The sequence below is a fragment of the Stenotrophomonas sp. yr243 genome, from assembly GCF_900184195.1.
In the GTDB taxonomy this organism is placed as follows: Bacteria; Pseudomonadota; Gammaproteobacteria; order Xanthomonadales; family Xanthomonadaceae; genus Stenotrophomonas; species Stenotrophomonas lactitubi.
This window is the reverse complement of record NZ_FXWT01000003.1, coordinates 61,499-81,775: the sequence shown is the minus strand read 5'-3', so window position 1 is coordinate 81,775 and position 20,277 is coordinate 61,499. Positions and strand designations below refer to the sequence as shown.

The 20,277-nt window shown below is 67.4% G+C and carries 15 protein-coding genes; 1 reads left to right on the top strand and 14 read right to left on the bottom strand.

Annotation, left to right across the window (positions count from 1 at the left end):
* Positions 1-28: 28 nt before the first annotated feature.
* From glmM to trpB, 5 genes are all read right to left on the bottom strand, one after another.
* Positions 29-1,393, bottom strand: a complete 1,365-nt coding sequence (gene glmM / locus QOL57_RS13055; protein WP_089236308.1) for a phosphoglucosamine mutase — start codon at positions 1,391-1,393, stop codon at positions 29-31.
* Positions 1,393-2,268 carry an acetyl-CoA carboxylase, carboxyltransferase subunit beta gene (gene accD / locus QOL57_RS13050; RefSeq protein ID WP_089236309.1) on the bottom strand — a complete coding sequence of 292 codons (876 nt, stop codon included), beginning with the start codon at positions 2,266-2,268 and terminating at the stop codon, positions 1,393-1,395. Before accD ends, glmM begins: the two co-directional genes overlap by 1 nt.
* Positions 2,269-2,484: 216 nt before the next feature.
* A complete protein-coding gene (trpA, locus tag QOL57_RS13045) occupies positions 2,485-3,294 on the bottom strand; it encodes a tryptophan synthase subunit alpha (protein ID WP_089236310.1) in 810 nt (269 codons plus the stop codon).
* Between the two features lies 1 nt (position 3,295).
* Entirely contained in the window at positions 3,296-3,964 is a 669-nt protein-coding gene (locus tag QOL57_RS13040) for a hypothetical protein (protein ID WP_089236311.1), read from the bottom strand.
* A complete protein-coding gene (gene trpB, locus QOL57_RS13035) occupies positions 3,961-5,178 on the bottom strand; it encodes a tryptophan synthase subunit beta (protein ID WP_089236312.1) in 1,218 nt (405 codons plus the stop codon). Before trpB ends, QOL57_RS13040 begins: the two co-directional genes overlap by 4 nt.
* Positions 5,179-5,274: 96 nt before the next feature.
* Here trpB and QOL57_RS13030 point away from each other — a divergent pair, with 96 nt between their 5' ends.
* A complete protein-coding gene (locus tag QOL57_RS13030) occupies positions 5,275-6,162 on the top strand; it encodes a LysR family transcriptional regulator (protein WP_089236313.1) in 888 nt (295 codons plus the stop codon).
* A gap of 81 nt (positions 6,163-6,243) precedes the next feature.
* On the opposite strand, the gene QOL57_RS13025 is transcribed toward QOL57_RS13030, so the two are convergent.
* From QOL57_RS13025 to QOL57_RS12985, 9 genes are all read right to left on the bottom strand, one after another.
* Complete coding sequence (locus QOL57_RS13025) at positions 6,244-7,353, bottom strand: toxic anion resistance protein (RefSeq protein WP_089236314.1); 1,110 nt, start codon at positions 7,351-7,353, stop codon at positions 6,244-6,246.
* A 43-nt stretch (positions 7,354-7,396) separates the two neighbouring features.
* The gene (locus tag QOL57_RS13020) at positions 7,397-8,074 is read right to left on the bottom strand and encodes a cell division protein FtsY (protein WP_089238031.1); all 678 of its coding nucleotides are present in this window, start codon (positions 8,072-8,074) and stop codon (positions 7,397-7,399) included.
* Positions 8,075-8,100: 26 nt separating this feature from the next.
* Positions 8,101-13,473 carry a DNA repair ATPase gene (locus QOL57_RS13015; RefSeq protein WP_089236315.1) on the bottom strand — a complete coding sequence of 1,791 codons (5,373 nt, stop codon included), beginning with the start codon at positions 13,471-13,473 and terminating at the stop codon, positions 8,101-8,103.
* 82 nt (positions 13,474-13,555) lie between these two features.
* Entirely contained in the window at positions 13,556-15,574 is a 2,019-nt protein-coding gene (locus tag QOL57_RS13010) for a hypothetical protein (protein ID WP_089236316.1), read from the bottom strand.
* The gene (locus QOL57_RS13005) at positions 15,571-16,245 is read right to left on the bottom strand and encodes a DUF1449 family protein (protein WP_089236317.1); all 675 of its coding nucleotides are present in this window, start codon (positions 16,243-16,245) and stop codon (positions 15,571-15,573) included. Before QOL57_RS13005 ends, QOL57_RS13010 begins: the two co-directional genes overlap by 4 nt.
* Positions 16,246-16,413: 168 nt before the next feature.
* On the bottom strand, positions 16,414-17,070 hold the full coding sequence (locus QOL57_RS13000; RefSeq protein WP_089236318.1) for a phosphoribosylanthranilate isomerase: 657 nt from the start codon (positions 17,068-17,070) through the stop codon (positions 16,414-16,416).
* On the bottom strand, positions 17,067-17,837 hold the full coding sequence (gene truA / locus QOL57_RS12995) for a tRNA pseudouridine(38-40) synthase TruA (protein WP_089236319.1): 771 nt from the start codon (positions 17,835-17,837) through the stop codon (positions 17,067-17,069). Before truA ends, QOL57_RS13000 begins: the two co-directional genes overlap by 4 nt.
* Positions 17,838-17,869: 32 nt before the next feature.
* A complete protein-coding gene (locus QOL57_RS12990; protein WP_089236320.1) occupies positions 17,870-18,229 on the bottom strand; it encodes a VOC family protein in 360 nt (119 codons plus the stop codon).
* Entirely contained in the window at positions 18,226-20,208 is a 1,983-nt protein-coding gene (locus tag QOL57_RS12985) for a FimV/HubP family polar landmark protein (protein WP_089236321.1), read from the bottom strand. The genes QOL57_RS12990 and QOL57_RS12985 overlap by 4 nt, the downstream gene beginning before the upstream one ends.
* Positions 20,209-20,277: the final 69 nt, after the last annotated feature.

Here is a 20,277-nt window from a genome sequence, read left to right as displayed (position 1 = left end):
TGTTGTCGGTTCGATCCAGCGTCAGGGCTCAGGCCGCAGCCGCTGTCCTGACCGCCGCCGAAAGCCGATCCAGGGTGTCCTGCATCAACGTCGCGTCATCGGCCTCGACCGTGACCCGCACCACCGGTTCGGTGCCGGAGGGACGCAGGAAGGCACGTCCGCGGCCGGATACCGCCTGCTGCGCTTCGGTCAGCGCAGCCTGCACGCTCTGCGCCTGCACGATGGCCTTGGCCGAGACATCGCCGAGGCGCACGTTGACCGTCTTCTGCGGCACCTTGGACAACGGCAGCAGCGCTTCGCGCAGGCTCTTTCCCTGCTGCTTCAGCGCCACCAGTACCTGCAGGGCACTGACGATGCCGTCGCCGGTGGTGGCCCGGTCCAGGCACAGCAGATGGCCGGACGCTTCGCCGCCGAGCACGCCGCCTCCCTCCACCAGTGCCTGGTGCACGTAGCGGTCGCCGACGTTGCTGCGCTGGAACGGGATCTGCAGTTCGGCCAGAGCCTTTTCCAGACCGAAGTTGCTCATCAGGGTACCGACCACCGGGCCGCGCAGGCGACCTTCGGCCTGCCAAGCGCGCGCGAGGATGTACACAAGGTCATCGCCGTCGACCGGGTTGCCGCGATCATCGGCCATCAACACCCGGTCACCGTCGCCGTCGAATGCGATGCCCAGGTCGGCACGGGTCTCACGCACCTTGGCAGCGAGGTTGTCGATGTGGGTCGAACCGACGCCGTCGTTGATGTTGACGCCATTGGGTTCGGCACCGATGCCGATGACCTCCGCACCCAGTTCGCGGAACAGCAGTGGCGCGATCTGGTAGGTGGCGCCATGCGCGCAGTCGAGCACCAGGCGCACGCCGCGAAGATCAAACGCGCGCGGCACGCTGGACTTGCAGAACTCGATGTAACGGCCGACGGCCTCGCGTGCACGCGAGGCCTTGCCGAGCTTCTCCGAAACGACAGTGGTGAACGGCACGTCCAGTGCGGCTTCCAGCGCCAGCTCGGTGGCATCGTCAAGCTTCTCGCCTTGGGCGGAGAAGAACTTGATGCCGTTGTCGTAGTGCGGATTGTGCGAAGCACTGATGACGATGCCTGCATCTACTCCCAAGGTGCGGGTCAGGAAGGCAACGGCCGGGGTCGGCATCGGGCCGAGCAGCTGCACGTCAGCGCCCGCAGAGACCAGCCCCGCTTCCAGCGCGGCTTCGAACATGTAACCGGAGATCCGCGTGTCCTTGCCGATCACCACGATCGGACGGCGTCCATCCTGCCCGCGCTGGGCGACCAGCACACGGCCCAGGGCGTTGCCCAGGCGCAGCACGAAATCCGCCGAAATCGCGCCTTGGCCGACCCGACCGCGGATACCATCGGTACCGAAGTACTTGCGCGCCCCCATCAGACCTCCTCCGGTGCCGGCTCGCGGCGCAGCATCGCCAGCAGGTCGGCCAGGCGGTCACGCAGTTCACGGCGATCGCAGATCTGGTCGATGGCACCGTGTTCGAGCAGGAACTCCGAACGCTGGAACCCTTCCGGCAGCTTCTCGCGCACGGTCTGCTCGATGACGCGCGGGCCGGCGAAGCCGATCAGTGCACGCGGTTCGGCGATGTTGATGTCGCCCAGCATCGCGAACGACGCCGACACGCCACCGGTGGTCGGGTGGGTCAGCACCGAAATGTACGGCTGTCCGGCTTCACGCAGTTTGCCCAGCGCGGCCGAGGTCTTGGCCATCTGCATCAGCGAGAACAGGCCTTCCTGCATGCGCGCGCCACCGCTGGCGGAGAAGCACACGTACGGTGCGCCGATCTCGGCCGCGGTCTCGGCGGCAAGGGCGAAGCGCTCGCCGACCACCGAGCCCATCGAGCCACCCATGAAGGCGAAATCGAAGGACGAGGCCACCAGAGGACGGCCCTTGAGCAGGCCGCGCATGGCAATCAGCGCGTCGTACTCACCGGTGTTCTTCTGCGCGATCTTGATGCGCTCGCCGTACTTCTTCTGGTCCTTGAACTTCAGCAGGTCGGTCGGTCCCAGGCGGGCGGCGATCTCGGTGGTGCTGTCGGCGTCGAACAGCGCGGCCAGGCGCGCACGCGCACGGATGGCCATATGGTGGCCGCACTTCGGGCAGACCTCCAGATTCTCTTCCAGCTCCGGACGGTACAACGCACTGCCGCAGTTGCTGCACTTTTCCCACAGGCCCTCGGGGACGCTGCGCTTCTTGCTGGGGGTGTTGTCGGTGCGGATGCCAGACGGCATCAACTTGCTGAGCCAACTCATGCGGGAGGACACTTCCGTTCAGGGCGGCCCGGGGGCCGCAAAGGCGGACAGTCTAGCTCCGCTTTCCCTGCCCGTGCACCCCCTGCCCGGCCTTGGGCCCGGCGGAAAAAACCATGCTGGGACGTACGTTTAGGTGCTGGGGAGTGCCGGCCGCTGGCCGGCAGCACTTGCACGCGGGCGGGTACGGAGGGTGCCGGCCAGCGGCCGGCACTACCGTTACGCGTCGAGCGCCTGCCGCAGAGGCGCGAGGAAGGCGCCTGCGCGCTGCGCTGCATCGTCGGCGGAACCCGCTTCGGCCAGCACCGCCACCAGCGCGCTGCCGACCACCACGCCGTCGGCCTGGCGGGCCATGGCTGCCGCACTGGCTGCATCCTTGATGCCGAAGCCGGCCACCACCGGCACGCTGGCCTTGGCCCGCAGCGCCTGCAGACGTGCGCTGGCCGCGTCACTGTCCAGTCGTTCGGAGGCGCCGGTGACACCGGCAAAGCTGACGTAGTAGAGATAGCCACGGGCCAACGCCAACAGCTTGTCTGCGCGCGCCTCGCTGGTGGTCGGCGATGCCAGCAGAACCAGCGCCAGGCCTGCAGCGTCGAAGGCCTGCTGGGCTTCACCGGCCTCTTCCGGTGGCAGGTCGACCAGCAGCACGCCGTCCACGCCAGCGGCCACCGCCGCGTTGGCGAACGCCACGTAACCGTGGATCTCCACCGGGTTGAGATAGCCCATCAGCACTACTGGCGTCTGCGCATCCTGCTCGCGGAACTGCGCTACTGCCTGCAACACATAGCGGCTACCTGCGCCGCGGCCCAGCGCACGCTCGGAGCTGCGCTGGATGGTCGGGCCGTCGGCCATCGGATCGGAGAACGGCACGCCCAGTTCGATCACATCGGCACCGGCCTCGACCAGCGCGTGCATGACCGGCACCGTGGCTTCCAGGGAAGGATCACCGGCGGTGATGAAGGGGATCAGGGCCTTGCGCTGCTGCTGGCGCAGGCGCAGGAAACAGGCATCGAGTCGGGATACGGACATTTCAGGCACACCCTTCAATCAGTTCAATCGCTTCACTGGTTCCCCAGTACATCTGGGTAACCTTCCCTTCAAACAGTTCCAGGCGGATGGCCAGGTCGGAACCCGGATCCTGCCAGGTCAGGTACTCGCCCTGGTCGTCCAGGTAGGCATGCGGCTCGGAAACCGGCGCGCCGGGGAACTGCGCCAGCGCCTGTGCGCGGGTCATGCCGATGCGCAGGCCGTACGGGCCAGGCTGGGCGACTGGTGTTTCGGCATCCTCATCCTGATCCAGGTCGAAGCGGACGATGCGTCCATCGTCGACCATCATCGAAACGCCCGGCGGCAGCCCTTTGCCGGTGAAGTACTCGCAGGTCTCGATCGCGCCCTGCGACTCCCACGAGCCGAGGTGCTTGACGTCGCTCATGTGCTGGCCAACCAGCACGTCGCCGGCGTGGTCCAGCGCCACCGAGGCCACTGCCGGTGCGTCACCGTTGCTCGTGCCTTCCGCGGACGGCGGATCGACGATGGGCGTGCGCGCCATCGGGTCAAGATCATCGTTGGCGGCCGGCTGCTGCGCAGGCTGCGTAGTGGCTTTGGCAGCCGGCGCAAGCACCGGCGGTTCCGGCGGCTGGCACGCGGTCAGGCCCAGCACCAGCAGAAGCATGCCGCTGTTCCGCAGCAGCGCGCTCACAGCACCAGGCCTTCGCGCGCAGCGATGGTATGCACGTCCTTGTCGCCACGCCCTGACAGGTTGCACAGCACGATCTGGTCGCGCGGGCGCCCGCGCGCAAGCTTCATCGCCTGCGCAAGTGCGTGGCTGGACTCCAGCGCCGGCAGGATGCCTTCGGTATGCGCCAGCAGGTGGAAAGCCTGCAACGCCTCATCGTCGGTGATGCCGACGTAACGCGCGCGGCCGCTGTCGGCCAGGAACGCGTGCTCAGGGCCGACGCCCGGGTAGTCCAGGCCGGCCGATACCGAATGGGTCTCGATGATCTGGCCATCGTCGTCGCACAGCACATAGGTGCGGTTGCCGTGCAGCACGCCCGGACGGCCGGCGGCGATGGAGGCTGCGTGGCGTCCGGTGTGGATGCCATCGCCGGCGGCTTCAGCGCCGACAATCTCGACCTCGCGGTCGTTGAGGAAGGCATGGAACAGGCCGATCGCATTGCTGCCGCCGCCGACGCAGGCGGTGATCGCATCGGGCAGGCGACCGTACTCGGCCAGCATCTGCTCGCGCGCCTCGCGGCCGACGATGGCGTTGAAGTCGCGCACCATGCGCGGGTACGGGTCCGGGCCGGCGACCGTGCCGATGATGTAGAAGGTGTCCTGCACGTTGGTGACCCAGTCGCGCATCGCTTCGTTGAGGGCGTCCTTCAGGGTGGCCGAGCCGGAGGTGACCGGCACCACCGTCGCACCCAGCAGCTTCATGCGATAGACGTTGATCTTCTGCCGCTCGATGTCGGTGGCGCCCATGTACACCACGCACTCCAGGCCCAGCCGCGCGGCGACGGTGGCACTGGCCACGCCGTGCTGGCCGGCGCCGGTCTCGGCGATGATGCGCGTCTTGCCCATCCGCGCAGCCAGCAGCGCTTGGCCGATGGTGTTGTTGATCTTGTGCGCGCCGGTGTGGTTCAGGTCCTCACGCTTGAGCAGGATCTGCGCGCCACCGACGTGGTCGCTGAGGCGTTCAGCATGGTAGATCGGGCTTGGCCGGCCCACGTAATGGGCCAGATCGCGGTCATAGGCCAGCTGGAACGCCGGGTCCTGACGGGCCTGGTCATAGGCCTGGGCCAGTTCCTGCAGCGGGCCGACCAGGGTTTCGGCGACGAAGCTGCCACCGTAACGGCCGAAGTGGCCCTGGGCGTCAGGGAATGCGTGGAAATCGGCAATGGGAGAGGCAGACATGGAGACGACCGGTCGTTCAGACAGGTGGATACTCTAGCGCACGGATTGTGTCCGGAAAATGGATATTATCTGGCGCATCACGTCAGGAAATCTCACATGAGCACGTCATTGCTGCCGCCGCTGAATGCCCTGCGGGCATTCGAGGCCACCGCACGTCTGGGCGGCGTTGGCCGCGCTGCACAGGCCCTGCATGTGACCCATGGTGCGGTCAGCCGCCAGCTGAAGCTGCTGGAAGACCATCTGGGCCTGGCCCTGTTCCAGCGTGCAGGCCGTGGCCTGCGCCTGACCGCCGCCGGCACCCGCCTGCAGGAAGCCTGCAGCGATGCCTTCAGCGGCATCGAGGACTGCGTGCAAGCATTGCAGCGGCCAGCGGCTTCACCGGCGCTGGTGCTGGGATGCAGCGGCAGCGTGCTGGCGCGCTGGATGATTCCGCGACTGCCGGCCCTGCAGGCGGCCCTGCCCGGCGTGCACCTGCAGTGGTCGGCCCTGGATGGCAGCTTCACCGAGACGCAGGCCACCCTGGATGCGGTGCTGCTACTGGCGCAGGGGCCGTGGCCGCGCGGCTGGCAGGTACGCGAATTGGCACCGGAACGGGTGGGCGTGGTGGTGGCGCCATCGCACCCGGCGGCGCATCGGCTGCGCCACGTGCCGCCGTCGGCCCTGCTGCAGGAAACGCTGTTGCATACCAGTTCGCGGCCGCAAGCGTGGCCGGCATGGGCGCAGGCACATGATCTGGATCCAGGCCAGCTGCAACTGGGCACCGGCTTCGAACACCTGTACTACCTGCTGGAAGCGGCAGTGGCGGGGCTGGGCCCGGCGATCGCGCCAGAGCCGCTGGTGGCAGAGGATCTGGCCGCGGGGCGGCTGCTGGCACCGTGGGGGTTTGCCGCGACCGGCGGATTCTGGGTGCTGGCGCGGCCGGACGGTCCTGTCGATGCGCGCGTGGACGCGCTGGCGGACTGGGTGGTTGGGCAGTTGCGTTGAGTACGAAGGCCGAGCGCGGGCTCGGCTCTACAGAAGGACCAACCGGCAGCGATCGAGCACGCTCGATGCTGCCAAGCGCTATCAAGGCGCCGTCGGCGCCGCCAGGCGCTGCTGCAGATCCTCGCGCAGGCGCGACAGCTCGACTTCGGCCTGCTGACGCTGCTGCATGCCCTCACGATGGATGCTGCGCACCTCTTCGACCGTAGCGATCAGCTGATCGTGCACGTGGCGCAGGGTGGCCACGTCGATCACCCCGCGCTGGTTGCTGCGTGCAGTGTCCACCGAGGCCTGCCGCATCAGATCGGCATTGCGTCGCATCAGCTCGTTGGTCGCATCATCGATCGCATTGGCCAGTTCGGCCGCGTTCTTCTGCTCGCCCAGCGACAACTGGATCGCGAACTGGCGCTTCCACGATGGGATGGTGATGTCGCGGACGGTGTTGAACTTCTCGATCAGCTGCAGCGCATTGGCCTGGATCAGGCGGATCATCGGCAACGACTGATCAGCCGCATGCTGCATCAGCTGCAGATCGGAGACGCGCTTCTCGATCAGGCGGATCGCATTGTCGATCTCGCTCTGGCGGATGCGCTGCTGCGGATCTTCGCTGCCCTGCCCCAGCAGCTGCTCGGACTGCAGCTGGGCCAGGCGCTGCTTGCCGGCGGCGGCATACAGGCCCAGGGCGTGCCGTTCCTCGCGGACGATGTCATGCATGCGGTCGAAATCGGTCACCCGCTTGCCCATCAGCGCCTGCTGCGCGCCGACGTCGCCGAGCAGCTGTTCGATCTGCGAATTGGTATCGCTGAACTTCTGCACCAGTTCGCCCTTGGAGGAACGCAGGCGATCGATCAGGCCACCGATCAACGGCACCTTGGAGCGCTGGGAAAAACCATCCAGCTTGAGCTCGCGCGCGATGCGCACCACTTCGCCGAGCTTCTCGCCGTTGGCGTCGAGATCACGATTGCGCACCTGGTCCAGCAACTGGCTGGAGAAGGCCGTCGTCCGGGCGGCGGCTTCACGGCCGAACACCTGCAGGTTGCCTGGGCGGAGATCTTCCAGCTCGCGGCCGATTTCTGCGATGCGCGGCAGATCGTCGCGGACCAGGCCGAGGGCCTTCAACGTGCTGTCATCAAGTTCCGGAGCGGGCGTGGTGGCGGGCACGAGCGTGCCGGAGTTCTGGCTGTCCTGGGTCATCGGGCAGTGTCCTTGCGGTGGATAAGCGGCAGCGGCGGCCGGCTCAGGGCAGTCTAGCCTGAGCAGCGGCCACTTCGTCGTCGATCTGGGCCTGCAGCGCAGCTGCCTGCGCGACCTGTGCAGCCTGGGCCTGGGCCTGGCCAGCCAGCGCCGCCTGGCGCCAGGCGGGCAGCAGGACATCATGGATGCGGACGAAGCGCTGCAGCAGGGCTTCGTCCTGCGCCTGCAGCAGCTGCCATTGCCCGCTTTCGATGCGCCGCAGCGTGGCCAGCCGCTGCAGGTGGTCCACACGCGGGGCCAGCACGACCTGCGCAGCGCCTTCCAGGCTCGCCAACTGCGCGGCGCCGAACGTGGCCCAGGCCTGCAACGCGGCGGCAGCCGCGTCGTTGTCGATGATGGTCTGGGCACGCTGCTGCACACGCTGGGCGAGACCCTGTGCCTGCTCGCGCGCCTGCAGCACCAGCACGCCCAGCTGCGCCTGCAACCCCTGCGCCTGCGCTTGGCGCGCTACGTCGCGGCCGAGCAGGCGGCCCCACCAGCTCTCCTGCCGCCGCAGGCGCGCAGGATCGCTGGCCTGCAGGGCCAAGGCGATCCGCGCCAGTGCAGCCATCAGTCCTTCGCCCCCCGTGCCGGCCTGCAACGGTGCCGGCTCGGCCAATACCTGCAGCAAGGGGCTGCCGTACACGGCCAGCGCGGCCACATCGACACGCGCAGGAAGCATGGGTTCGGGCAGGGAGCGCACGCAGGTCACGGCAGTGGCGGCGGTCGTGGGCCGTCATCAGCCACCGTTTCCGGCGGCAATGATTCGCCGTAGAAGTGGCGCATCAGCGCTTCGTCGAGCGCACGTTCTTCCGGTGTCGCTGCACGACGCACGCGCGGACGACGACGCGTGTCGGCCGTGGCCACATCGGCAGTCACCTGCTGCCGTGCCCACCCGGCGAAGGCCGCCAACGTCTGCGACAGCTGCACCTGCTGCTCTTGCGAAGCGACCAGCACCTGCAGCAGCGGTGCCAGCCCGGCCTGCAGGTCTTCAGCCAATGGCGTAGCTGCCGGCTGTGGTGCGGCGGCCGTGGGCGCACTCGCCGGACGCGCGTCCGCCAGGCGCTGGAGGGCCGCCAGCAGGGCCGGCCATGGCGCAGGCTCGGGTGCGGCGGCCACCTCCGCCTGCGCTGGCGGCAGCTGCAACGCACTGGCGATATCGGCCAGCTGCGCGACCACGCGGCCGCCAACATCACTGTCACCGGCGCCCATCGCCTTGTTGCGCAGGAAATCGCGCTTGATCTGCGCCCAGCGCTGCGAGCGCTCGTCATCGAGCACGCCACGCAGCTCGGCCAGCTTCAGCAGATTCTCCTCGGCACCGGTGGTCAGCAGCTGCGCTTCGCCCAGGTAGTGATCGGAGATCAACTGCTGCAGCTCGTCGTCATTCATCACCGGCGAAATCTTCTCCGCCAGTTTGTTCATGTTGCGGTAGCTGCCCTGCAGGCGGAACGGCGGCTCGGTGCGGTAGCGGTCGTCCTGCGCGGCGCTGGCGATGTACTGCTGGTTGACCCGGTAGACCACGTCGCGCACGCGCAGCATGCGCTGCAGGGTGGCGGTGATTTCGTTGACCTCGGCGCCACTGTAGGCATGGCTCAGGCCGTTGCTGGAGACATCCTTGCCCATCGCGCGGTCGACCAGCAGGTACAGGTCGGCCATCTCACGCGTGGCCAGCGGTGCCAATACCGGGTTGGAGGTCAGGCTGTTCTCGATGTAGCTGAGGGTGAAGGCTGCTTCCATGCCGCCGAGCACGTCGCCCAGGTTGTAGATGTCGGCACGGTTGGCCAGCATGTCCGGGATCTTGAACACTTCGCCGGACTCGGTGTACGGGTTGCCGGCCATGACCACGCAGAACTTCTTGCCACGCATGTCGTAGGTGCGGGTGCGGCCGCGCCATACGCCTTCGATGCGACGCGTGCCATCGCACAACGAAATGAACTTCTGCAGGAACTCCGGGTGGGTGTGCTGGATGTCATCGACATACAGCATGGTGTTGTTGCCCATCTCCAGCGCCAGGTTGAGCTTCTCCAGTTCCTGCCGCGAGGTCGCGTCCGGCGCCTGCTGCGGATCCAGCGACCGCACTTCGTGGCCCAGCGCCGGTCCGTTGATCTTCATGAAGACCAGGCCGAGGCGATGCGCCACGTACTCCATCAACGTGGTTTTGCCGTAGCCGGGCGGCGAGATCATCATCAGCAGGCCCATCAGGTCGCTGCGCTTGTTCTCGCCAACGGTGCCCATCTGTTTGGCCAGGTTGTCGCCGATCACGCCGAGATACACGTCATTGATCAGCTTGTTGCGCACGAAGGACGACAACGGCCGCGCCTTGAACTCCGACAACCGCAGGGTTTCGCGTTCGCGGCCGATGATGCCCTGGCGCACCGCCTGATAGGCGTGGAATGCCGGCACGAAGGACTGCAGGTGGTGCTGCAGGCGTGCCAGGAAATCATCCAGCGACACGGTCAGGCTGCCGTTGTGGATGCGGGCATGCTCGCCCAGCAGGCCACTGACCTCCGCCTGCAGCGGTGCATCGCTGGCACGGGTGCGCAGCTGTCGCTGCACCAGCAGCAGTGCCGCCGCTTCTTCGACATAGCCGGCATGTGCCGACTGTGCCGGCAGCCCGGCGAGCGCCCGCAGCCATTGCCCGGCCAACGCCCAGCGCGTGGCCAGCGGATCCTGCGAGCGCTGCAGCGCACGCTCAAGCGCATCCCGTTGGCCGGCCTGCTCCAGCTGCTGCGACAGCGCGTCCAGCAGTGCCTGCGCGTGGCGGCTACTGCTGAACACCGGTTCGCCGGCGACCAGTTCTTCGCCCAGATACGCCGCGGCAGCATCGGCGGCGGCGCCGTCAAACGGCAGTGCATGGGTCTGTGCGTAGTCATGCAGCGCCTTCGCCATTTCCGCGCGCAGCGCCTGACGTCCCTCATCGGAACCGAACAGGCGCGCGATGGCCTCCGCGCCGGCCTGCCGGCCGGGCCACTGCGCCACGGCTTCATCGCGTTGCCGCGCGGCCCAGAACAGCAGCGCCAACGCACGCACGTGGGGCGAATGCCGCAGCGGGCCGGCGGCCTGCTGCAACGGCAACAGCGCACGCAGGATCAGGGCAGCGTCGTGGTCATGGATACCGCGCTCGTAACCTTCGCGGTAACGGGGCGCGGCAAACGCACGGACCCGCTGGTCCAGCGCTTCGGGTTCGGCCGCATCATGCTGCAACTGGGCCAGGTCCAGGCCATCCCGGCCCTCCTCCGCAGCCAGCAACAGGCACCCGGCCAGGTATTCGCCGCGGTAGATCGCTGCCGATTCCGAATCCAGGGTGACCTGCCAGAACGGCTTCAGCGCATCCAGCTCGGGATCGTGCAGGGTCTCCAGGAAGTCGGTGCCGGTAAGATGGATGGCAAGGGTTTCGCCACGCGGCAGCAGGGTCAGGTCCAGCGCCTGGGTGTTTACGCTGAAACGATGGCGTGGGCCAAGGCGGACGACGTTGCCTCCCGCCTCGTACAGGTCGCTGCGGTCACGCAGCTGGCGTACGGCCTGGTCGCGCACGCCCTTCAGGCGCGCCTCGACATCGTCGGCCTTGACGTTGTCGCGCAGCGCACGCAGGCGCTCAGCCAGTTCACGCAGCTTGAGGATCAGCGGATCGCCGGCGAAGAACGCGTTGAGTTCGTCGGCCGTGCCGAACCGCTCGGTACGCTTGCCCAGGCCGTCGAGGATGCGGTTGGCAGCATCAAGCACCGAGCGCGCCTTGCGCTGGCGATCATCCAGCAGGGCCTGCTTGTGGGTGTCGAAGGCCTCGACCAGCTCTTCGCGTTTGCTCAGGATGTCGCCGAGGAACTGCTCATGCTCGCCGAACTGGCTCTCCAGTTCCTCCAGCTGTACCAGCAGGCGCGACAGCTGTTCGTCGGCACGCTCAGGGTCGCTGGCCATCGCCAGCGCGCTGGTGATCGATTGCGAGAACAGGGCGAACTGGGCGGCGAACTGGGCCACGGCTTCGGCCGAGCCCAGCGACCTGCGGCGCTGTTCGGCGCGTGCGCGCGCCTGGTTCAGGCGCCCGTACAGCAGCGAGATCGATTCGACCACGCGGGTACGCGCGGTCGCATCGTCGACCTTCAGCCCGGCCATCAGCTCGGACAGCATGTCCAGATCACCGGCCATGCCGCGCAGGCCGTCCAATTGCTCATCCAGCTGGCGTGCACTGGCGGCCTGCTGTGCGGCCTCGTCCAGCGCCTGCATGCGAACGGTCAGGGGGGCCAGTGCCGCATCGCCGGCGAGGAAGGCACCGGTGGCGGCGCCGACACGGTCGTGTGCCTGCACCAGCTCGGCGGCCATCGCCTCGATGCGCGCGGTATCGATGTAGCGCAGTTCGCGGATCGTCAGCAGGCGGCCGCGCAGCGCAGTGATCGCGTTGAGCGCTTCAACGAAGGCCTGCACCTCGTTCCAGTTTTCCGGTTGCAGCCGGCCCAGCAGCGCCTTGTGCGTGCTCTCGGCCTCGGCCATCGCCTGCGCCGACTGCTGGCGGATCGACTGCACTTTCTCGTATTCGTCCAGCACCGATTCGCCGGTGGCGCTGATCTGCCGCAGCAACGCTTCGGCACCATCACACGCCTCGTCGCCCAGCCAATGATGCGCATCGAAAAGCCGCCGGGTGTCGGCCACCAGACGCTGGTAGCGCTGCACCGATACATCCTGGCCATCGATCCCGCGCGCCAGGTTGAACAGGTTGGAGATGCCACGCACCAGCTCGGCGTTGCCGATGCGGCCCATGAAGGTATTGCCGGGCGGACGGCTGGCGGCGAACTCATCGCTGCTGAAAGGCGTCTGCCAGACCTGCATCGGATGGATGCGGGTCGGCTCGGTGCCTTCGGCATGGAACAGCACCATGCGCCCATCCTGCATGAAGGCATAGCCGTGGCCGAACACCGGGTTCTGCAGCACGCGCTGGATGGTGTTGTAGACGAACAGCGCCGAGCGCCCGCCTTCGCGCTCGTAGAAGATGTACAGCACGTCCTCGCCGTTGGGCGAACGGATGCTGCGCTTGAACTGCATGCCATCCATCGAGGCGTCGAACGCCTTGTGCTCGCCCCCCTGCAGGTAGTAACCACCTGGGAAGATGATGCCGTGGTCTTCGGGCAGCTGCACACAGGCCTGGACGATGGCATCGTTGCGCACGATGTCGCCGGTGAGCGTGTTGTAGATCAGTCCGCGCCATTCGGTTTCGCGGTAGGGCAGCACTTTCAGCAGCACCAGCGAGCCGACACGGGCGAACTCGAACTGCGCGTCGTCCAGCGACTGCGTGCTGTCTTCCACCGGTTCGCTGTAGATGCCCTGCCCGGTTTCGGTGTTGTTCTCCACCTTGATGGTCAGATCACCACCGGTGGTCTCCACGAACAGGGTGTCGAGGATGTTCAGATGCGAATGGCGGCCGTTGACGGCGAGGTCGCGGGTGGCGCGGGTCCATTCGAAATCGAACGGCGGTGGCAGCGCTATGTCGCGCTCGCCGCGTGCATCGAGATAGGTCAGTTCACCTTCGCGTGACAATGCCCAGCGGAACACGCGCACGTCGCTGCTGCGCTCACCGATCTGGAACGAGGCCAGCAGCTTGTCGCCCACCACGATCAGCTGCAGCAGGCGCGCATGCTTGTAGTAGGCGTACAGCTCGTTGAAGTCATGCACGAAGCCGGGCTGGTCGAGGAAACTGCCCTTCAACTCGAGCGCGGCGACGTCGTAGCCCTCAGTGCCCTGTACCAGCCGGTACAGGCCGAACACATCTTCGATGCGGGTCTGGGTCTTCAGCCCGATGAACACGTTGTAGCCGAACAGCAGGCGGTCCGGGCCGACCTGGACGATGTCGCGGCCGACGCAGTTGTTCTCGCTGCGGATGCGGAAGCGGCCGACCACCTCCAGGCGGCTGTCGCCGAACTCGGCCAGGCGCTGGCGGTTCAGCTGCTCGGCAACGGCCTGCAGGCGCTGGCCCTGCTCGCCAAGACGGCGTCGCAGGACTTCATAGGCGCCGCCCTGGGCAACGGCCTGGTCGACGGTATCGCCGGCAGCCTCTGGCACGACGGACTCGGTGGACGGTTTGGTTTCGGACATCAGCAGGTTTCCGGCTCACGAACGGCCGGCCGTCGATGCGGCCGGCACGGGTGGGCGATGGCGGTGGCCATCGCCGGGTGGATCAGCGCGCGCTGTCGACCACAGCGGTCGACGCGACGGGCACGGTTTCCACGTCCTCGGCGATCTGCCGCGGCGCGCTGTCGGCCACGTTGACGCCCAGGTAGCGCTGCATCAGGTCCTGCACGATCGGGCTCTTGCCGGCGAAGCCTTCGATCGACTTGCCCAGCGAAACCGCCTTGATCAGGTTCTCGAACATGCCGCCGTCGCCACCGATCAGATCGATGTCGGCATTGCGCAGGGCGCTGGCGATGACGCCCGCGTTCTCGCGCGAGACTTCCTTGCCGGCTTCGATCGAAGCCAGGGCCTGCTTGAGGCTGTTGTCGAGCATCATGCGGAACTCTTCGTGGCCACGTGCCTGGTCGCTCAGCGAGGCGATGGCCTCGAACTTGCGGACCAGGCCTTCGGCTTCGGCCAGCAGCTTCTTCTGCACCACGCCGGCTTCGGCATTGCCCAGCGATTCGGTAGCCGTGGCGCGGGCCAGGCCCATCTTCTCCTCGCCCTGTGCCTGTGCCTGCAGCGTCTCGGCCAGCACGCGCGCCTCGTTGCTGCCCTGCTTCAGGTTCGCTTCGGCCTTGGCTTCGATCACGCGCGCTTCGGCGATGCCGACCTTCTCGATGGCCAGCGCTGAAGCTTCGCGCACCTGCGCTTCGGCCAGGCCGGGTGCAGCCTGTTCGGCGCGGAACGCATCGGCCAGCAGACGCTTGGCTTCGGCCTGCTTGCCGGCCGCTTCGTGCTCGGCCTGCGCCAGCGTGGTCAGCTCCACTGCGCGATGCTTGGAGGCGGTCTCGCGGGCCTGCGCTTCCTTCACTTCGCGCACCAGCGATTCCTGCGCCTTCGCTTCAGCTTCCAGGATCAGCACCTGCTTCTGGCGGTCGGCCTCGGAAACTTCGCGCACTTCCTTGATGCGCTCTTCTTCCTGCGCCACCGTCTTGTCGATGGAGATGCGTTCGCGGGTGATGTTGGCCACGTCCATCTTGCCCTGCTCGACCACCTTGTCGCGCTCCACGCCCTGCAGCTGCACTTCGCGGTCAGTGGTGACCTGCTCCAGCTGGCGTGCACGTTCGACGCGCTCGGCTTCGATGGCCACGGCGCGCTGGCGGTTCTGCTCGGCTACTTCGACTTCGCGCATGCGGTTCTGCTCGCGGATGTCGATCACCTGCTGCGCTTCGATGCGGGCGTTCTCGGACAGCTGGCGCTGCTCTTCCTGCACCTTGGCGGTCTCGGCTTCCTCGCGCGCACGGATGGTCTCGATCTCGCGCTTCTGCCGTGCCTCGGCCTCGGCCTGCTGGCGTTCAAGCGCCAGCAACGCTTCGCGCGCTTCGACGTTCTTCTTGGTGATGGCCAGCTTCTCGTTCTGCTCCAGCTCGTTGGTCACCACGTTCTGCGCAGCGGTCAGCTCGGTGATCTTGCGGATGCCCTGCGCGTCGAGGATGTTGAACTGGTCCAGCAGCGACTTCGGGGTCTGCTCCAGGTAGTCGATGGCCACGTCTTCCAGCACATACCCATTGAGGTCGTTGCCGATCACCGCGATGATCTCGTCGCGGAATTCCTGGCGCTTCTCGAACAGCTCGGTGAAGTCGAATTTCTTGCCGACCGTCTTCAGTGCTTCGGAGAACTTGGCGTTGAACAGCTCATCGACCGCGTGTTTATCCGAGGCGCGATCAGCGCCGATGGCCTTGGCCACGCGCAGCACGTCGGCCTGGGTCTCGTTGACGCGCAGGTAGAACGCCACGGCGATGTCGGCGCGCATGTTGTCACGGCAGATCAGGCCTTCCTTGCCGCGGCGGTCGATCTGCAGGGTGATCAGGCTGATCCGCATCAGCTCGGCGCGGTACAGCACGGGAATGATCAACGCGCCGGTGAAATGCACCTTCGGGGTGGCGCTCATGTCGTTGACGATCAACGCCACGCCCTGGTCGACCTTGCGGTAGAACGCCTTGAACAGCCCGGCCACGCCGAGCAGGAGGGCCACGATGGTGCCCACGATGGCCAGGAAGGGTAGTGCGGATTCCAACGTCATTGATGATTCTCCTTGTTGCCCGGAAGCAGGTTGTCCTGGAAGTCGAGGGCGACCGCGTCGGCGCGGACCACCCGGTAATGGTGTTGTGCAGCCACGTGCTCGACCAGCACGATGCGCTCGCCGCGCTGCAGTTCGATGTCGCTGCGGATCTGCAGGACCAGGCCGGCACCGCCGTCATCGACGGTGGCATGGCCACTGCGTGCGTCGACCTTCGGCGAGGCGACCACGCCGACCCGGCCCAGCAGCGAGGCCTGCGGCACCGGGCGCAGGCGGAGCAGGAAGCGGCGGATGGGGCGGAGCAGCAACGCGGTGACCGGCACGGCCGGCAGTGGTGCGAGCACCGCCACCACGGTGCCCAATGACCAGCGCAGCAGGTCGGGCAATGGCAGCAGCAGGTACAGATGGATGAAGTAGGTGAGGGTCCAGGCGAACAGGCTCAGCAGCGTCACCACCACCATGAGCGGCACACCGCCCAGCCCCCAGCGCGCCAGCAGCGCTGATAGACCGCTGAGATGGGCGTCGCCTTCGAGGGCGCCGTCGGCACCGGCCTCTCCGAAACCGTCATCGACCAGGCCGAAGGCGGCAATTCCCCAATACAGAACCGCCACCGCCAGCGCTACGCTGTACGGGAGGGTCGGATAACCGAGCACGACGGTTAGAAATTCCTGCATCGTTTGCCTTCCTGGGCGGGGGCGCCAAGCGCCCGTTCGGAGCACGCCAACAGCGGCTCCGTCGATCCTCGTGCCGGCCCTCATGGCCAGCACGCTTGGGATCATCCTATGTGAAGAAGGTGTGCAGGCTCAAATGTGAAGGCCGAACACGTCAAAAGCGGTCGCGATTCAATCCAGTGCAGCGCAATCGGAGCGTCGGACTTCTTCCACGAACGTACGCATCTTGTAGCCGTCCTTGATGCCCGGCTCCAGTTCGATGCCACTGGAGACATCCACGCCCCATGGCAGGGTCGCCAGCACGGCGTCGTACACGTTTTCGGGGGTCAGGCCACCGGCCAGCAGGAACGGACGATGCAGCCCGGTCGGCACGCGCGACCAGTCGAAGGCCACGCCGGTACCGCCGCCGCCGCCCGGGGCATGGCTGTCGAACAGGAAGCCTGCGGCGCTGGGGTAACGCAGCTGCAGGGTGCGCGCATTGATCTCCTCACGCCCGCCCATGGCGATCGCCTTCAGGTACGGCATGTTGAAGCTGCGGCAGAAGCTCTCGTCTTCCTCGCCATGGAACTGCAGCAGGGTCGGCCGCACGGTGCGCAGGACCTCGCGCACTTCTTCCTTGCTGTTGTTGCGGAACAGCGCCACCACGTCGACCATCGGTGCGATCGCCTGGCGCATCGCGCGCGCTTCGGCCGGTGCGACCCGGCGGCTGCTCTCGCGGGCGAAGATGAAGCCCACCGCGTCCACGCCCAGCTCGCCGGCCAGGCGCACGTCGCCGGCGCGGGTCATGCCACAGAACTTGATGCGGGTACGGTAGTAGGAGCGGCTCATAGCGTTACCTCGGCGGGCAGATGCCAGTTGTCGGGGTACAGCGGCCCCAGGAACACCAGTCCCTGCGGAGGAGCGGTGGGACCGGCTACGGTTCGGTCGCGCCCGGCCAGCAGTTCGGCGATCCACTCCACCGGCTTCTCCCCACTGCCAACCAGAATCAACGAGCCGACAATATTGCGGACCATGTGATGAAGGAATGCATTGCCGCGCACCGCCACCTCGATGACGTCGTCGTGGCGGCTGACCTGCAGTGACTGCAGCTCACGCCGCGCATGCAGGGCCTGGCACTGGACGGAGCGGAAGGCGCTGAAGTCGTTCTCGCCCAGCAGGGCCTGCCCGGCCAGGTGCATGCGCTCGGCATCGAGCGGGCGGCGCTCCCAGCTGAGGGTCTGCCGGCCCAGCGCCGGACGCACTTCGCGGTTGAGCAGGCGGTAGCGATAACGTCGTGCCCGCGCGGAGAAACGGGCATGGAAGTCATCGGCCACCGGCACGCACCAGCGCACCGCGATGGAGCGCGGCAAGCGGGTGGTGGTACCGAGCATCCAGGCGCGCGGATCACGCACCACGTCGGTCTCGAAGTGCACGACCTGGCACTGGCCATGCACGCCGGCATCGGTGCGGCCGGCGCAGACCACCTGCAAGGGGGTATCGGCCACCGATGACAGGGCCTGTTCCAGGCTGGCCTGGACGCTGGGTCCGCCCTCGCCCAGGTTCTGCCATCCCCTGAAATCGCTGCCGTCGTACTCGACGCCGAGCGCGTAACGCATGTGCTACCTCGATGTTGCGGGTGGGGCGACGCTCAGGCCGGGTCGCGCTCGGACCAGACCGCCAGTTCGTTGCCACCAGGCTCGACAAACTGGAAACGGCTGCCGCCGGGGAAAGAAAACACGGTTCGCACGATCTGCCCGCCGGCCGCGCGCACGGCCGCTTCCATCGGCGCCAGCTGGTCGGCATACAGCACCAGCAGTGGCGCGCCTTCGCTGGCACGCAGTGGCTGGCCGCGGAAGAAGCCTCCCTGCAGGCGGCCGTCATCGAAAGCGGTGTAGTCGCTGCCGTAATCGACGAACGACCAGCCGAACACGTCCTCGAAGAAGGTGCGGCTCGCAGCCGGGTCGCTCGAGGCGAATTCAACGTAGTCGATACGGCGTTCGCGGGTCATGGCAGACGAGCCAAAAGTTCGCGGGCCTGCGCCTGGCAATGCAGATCGCCACCTTCGGCCACCTCGTGCAGCAGGGTGCGCGCAGTCTGCGCGTCGCCCAGGTCCAGATAGGCGATGGCCAGTTCCAGCCGTTCCTGGCCGACACGCGGGGTCCAGTCATGACCACTGTCTGCCGGAGGCACGGCAGCGTCCTCGGTGGCAGCATGGTCGTCGTGCAGGTCGACCGGTGCAGCCGTCCCGTGCTCATGCGGTTCGGCCGGCAGATCGAACACACCGCGGAACTGCGGCTCCTGTTCGGCCTGCAGCGCGTAGTCGGGTACGGCCACCTCGGCGGCCTCGGTCGGCGTGACCGGGGCTGCAGCAGCGGCATCGTCCCAGCGCGGCAGATCGTTCACCGCAGCAGGCAGTTCAGCCAGCGCGTCCTCATCAAGCTCACCCGCCCGCCACTCGGCCGGCGAGGCATCCTCACGGATTTCCGCATCCGGCGCATCATGGTCGGCAGTGCTGGCCCAGGCCGGCATCGCCGGTTCCTGACGTCCGCCTTCGGCCGCGAAACCCACCCCGGCGTCCTGCTCGGCCAGGGTATCGAGCGCGGCACCTGCCGGCAGCGCTGCGGCCAGGCCGGCGGCATCGTGTTCCTCGCGCAGCGGCGGCAGCGGCGAGGGCTTGCGACGACGCAGCAACCAGGCGCCCAGGGCAACCAGCACCAGCAGCGGCAGGCCCAGCCAGTACCACGGCGTGCCGGCGCCCGGCGCACCCGGCGCCTGTGCCAAGCGCTGCTGCGCGGCGGCCAGGTCATTGTCCTTCATCGCGATCAGTGACTGCTGCTGCTCCTTGAGCTTCTCCAGCTCCGCCACGCGCTGCTTCAGATCGCCGATTTCGGCATCGCGGGTGGCGATGTCCTCCTTGGCCTGGCGCAGTTGTTCGTTGCCCAGCATGTCACCCTCGCTGCCGGCACTGGTGCCGGTGGTTGTGCCCGCGTGCGCGGCGTCGGATGCCAGCGCCGGAGCGATTTCAAGTCGTGCCCCTGTGGCCGCAGCCGGGGAAGAAACGCTGCCATCGGCCTTGGCCACCGGCATCGGCGCGCCAGCCGGCTGCGGCACGGTACGTGCCTGCCGCCACTGCGCGGCATGTTCGCGAACCAGCGCGGCGGCCTCGGCCGCATCCACCGCGGCCAGTGCGCTATCGCCCGGCATGCGCAGCACCGCGCCCTGCTTGAGCAGGTTGACGTTGCCTCGGATGAAGGCTTCGGGGTTGGCACGCAACAACGCGATCATCGCCCGGTCGCGACTGATCTGATTGCCACGGGCCAGTGAACCGGCAATCTGCGAAAGGGTCTGCCCGCGCTGCACGGTCACGCTGCCATCTGCGGCCAGTGCTGGCGCTGCTGGTGCTGGCGCAGATGCCGCAGCGCGCGGACGCGGTGCAGCAGGTGCGGCTGCCGGCGTGGCAGGTACCGGCTCGGTTGCGGTTGCAGCGGCTGCAGGCGCATCGCGGACGATGGTGTCCGACAGCACGCCGGCCGGCGCGACGATCTCCGGTTCGGCCACGGCCAGTGCACTGGCCGGTGCATCGACCAGCGCCGAGTACTCACGCACCAGCCGACCCTGGCCCCAGTCGGCCTCGACCAGGAAGCTCAGCGATGGTGTTTCCACAGGCGTCTGCGAGGTCACCCGCACCACCGCCCTGCCCTGTGCGTTGCGGGTCAACTCGAACTGCAGTTCGCTGACCAGGCCAGCCGGACGCTGCAGGCCAACGCGCTCGAAGGTGACCGGCGAGGCGAGCGCGACGCGCAGGTTCTCGAGTTCGGACGGATCGGCCGAGATCACCGGGATCTCGGCCAGCAACGGCTGTCCCGGCTTGGACAGGACCCGGATGTCGCCCAGACCCAGGGCCATGGCCGAACTGCTGACCAGGGCCAGCAGCGCGGCGGAGAGACAGGTGAGCGGACGCCGTGCGCCCTTGGCTCGTTTATTCATGGGCGACACTATAAAGCGTGCGGACCAAGGTCCGCACCCATGTAGAGCCGAGCCCATGCTCGGCTGCTT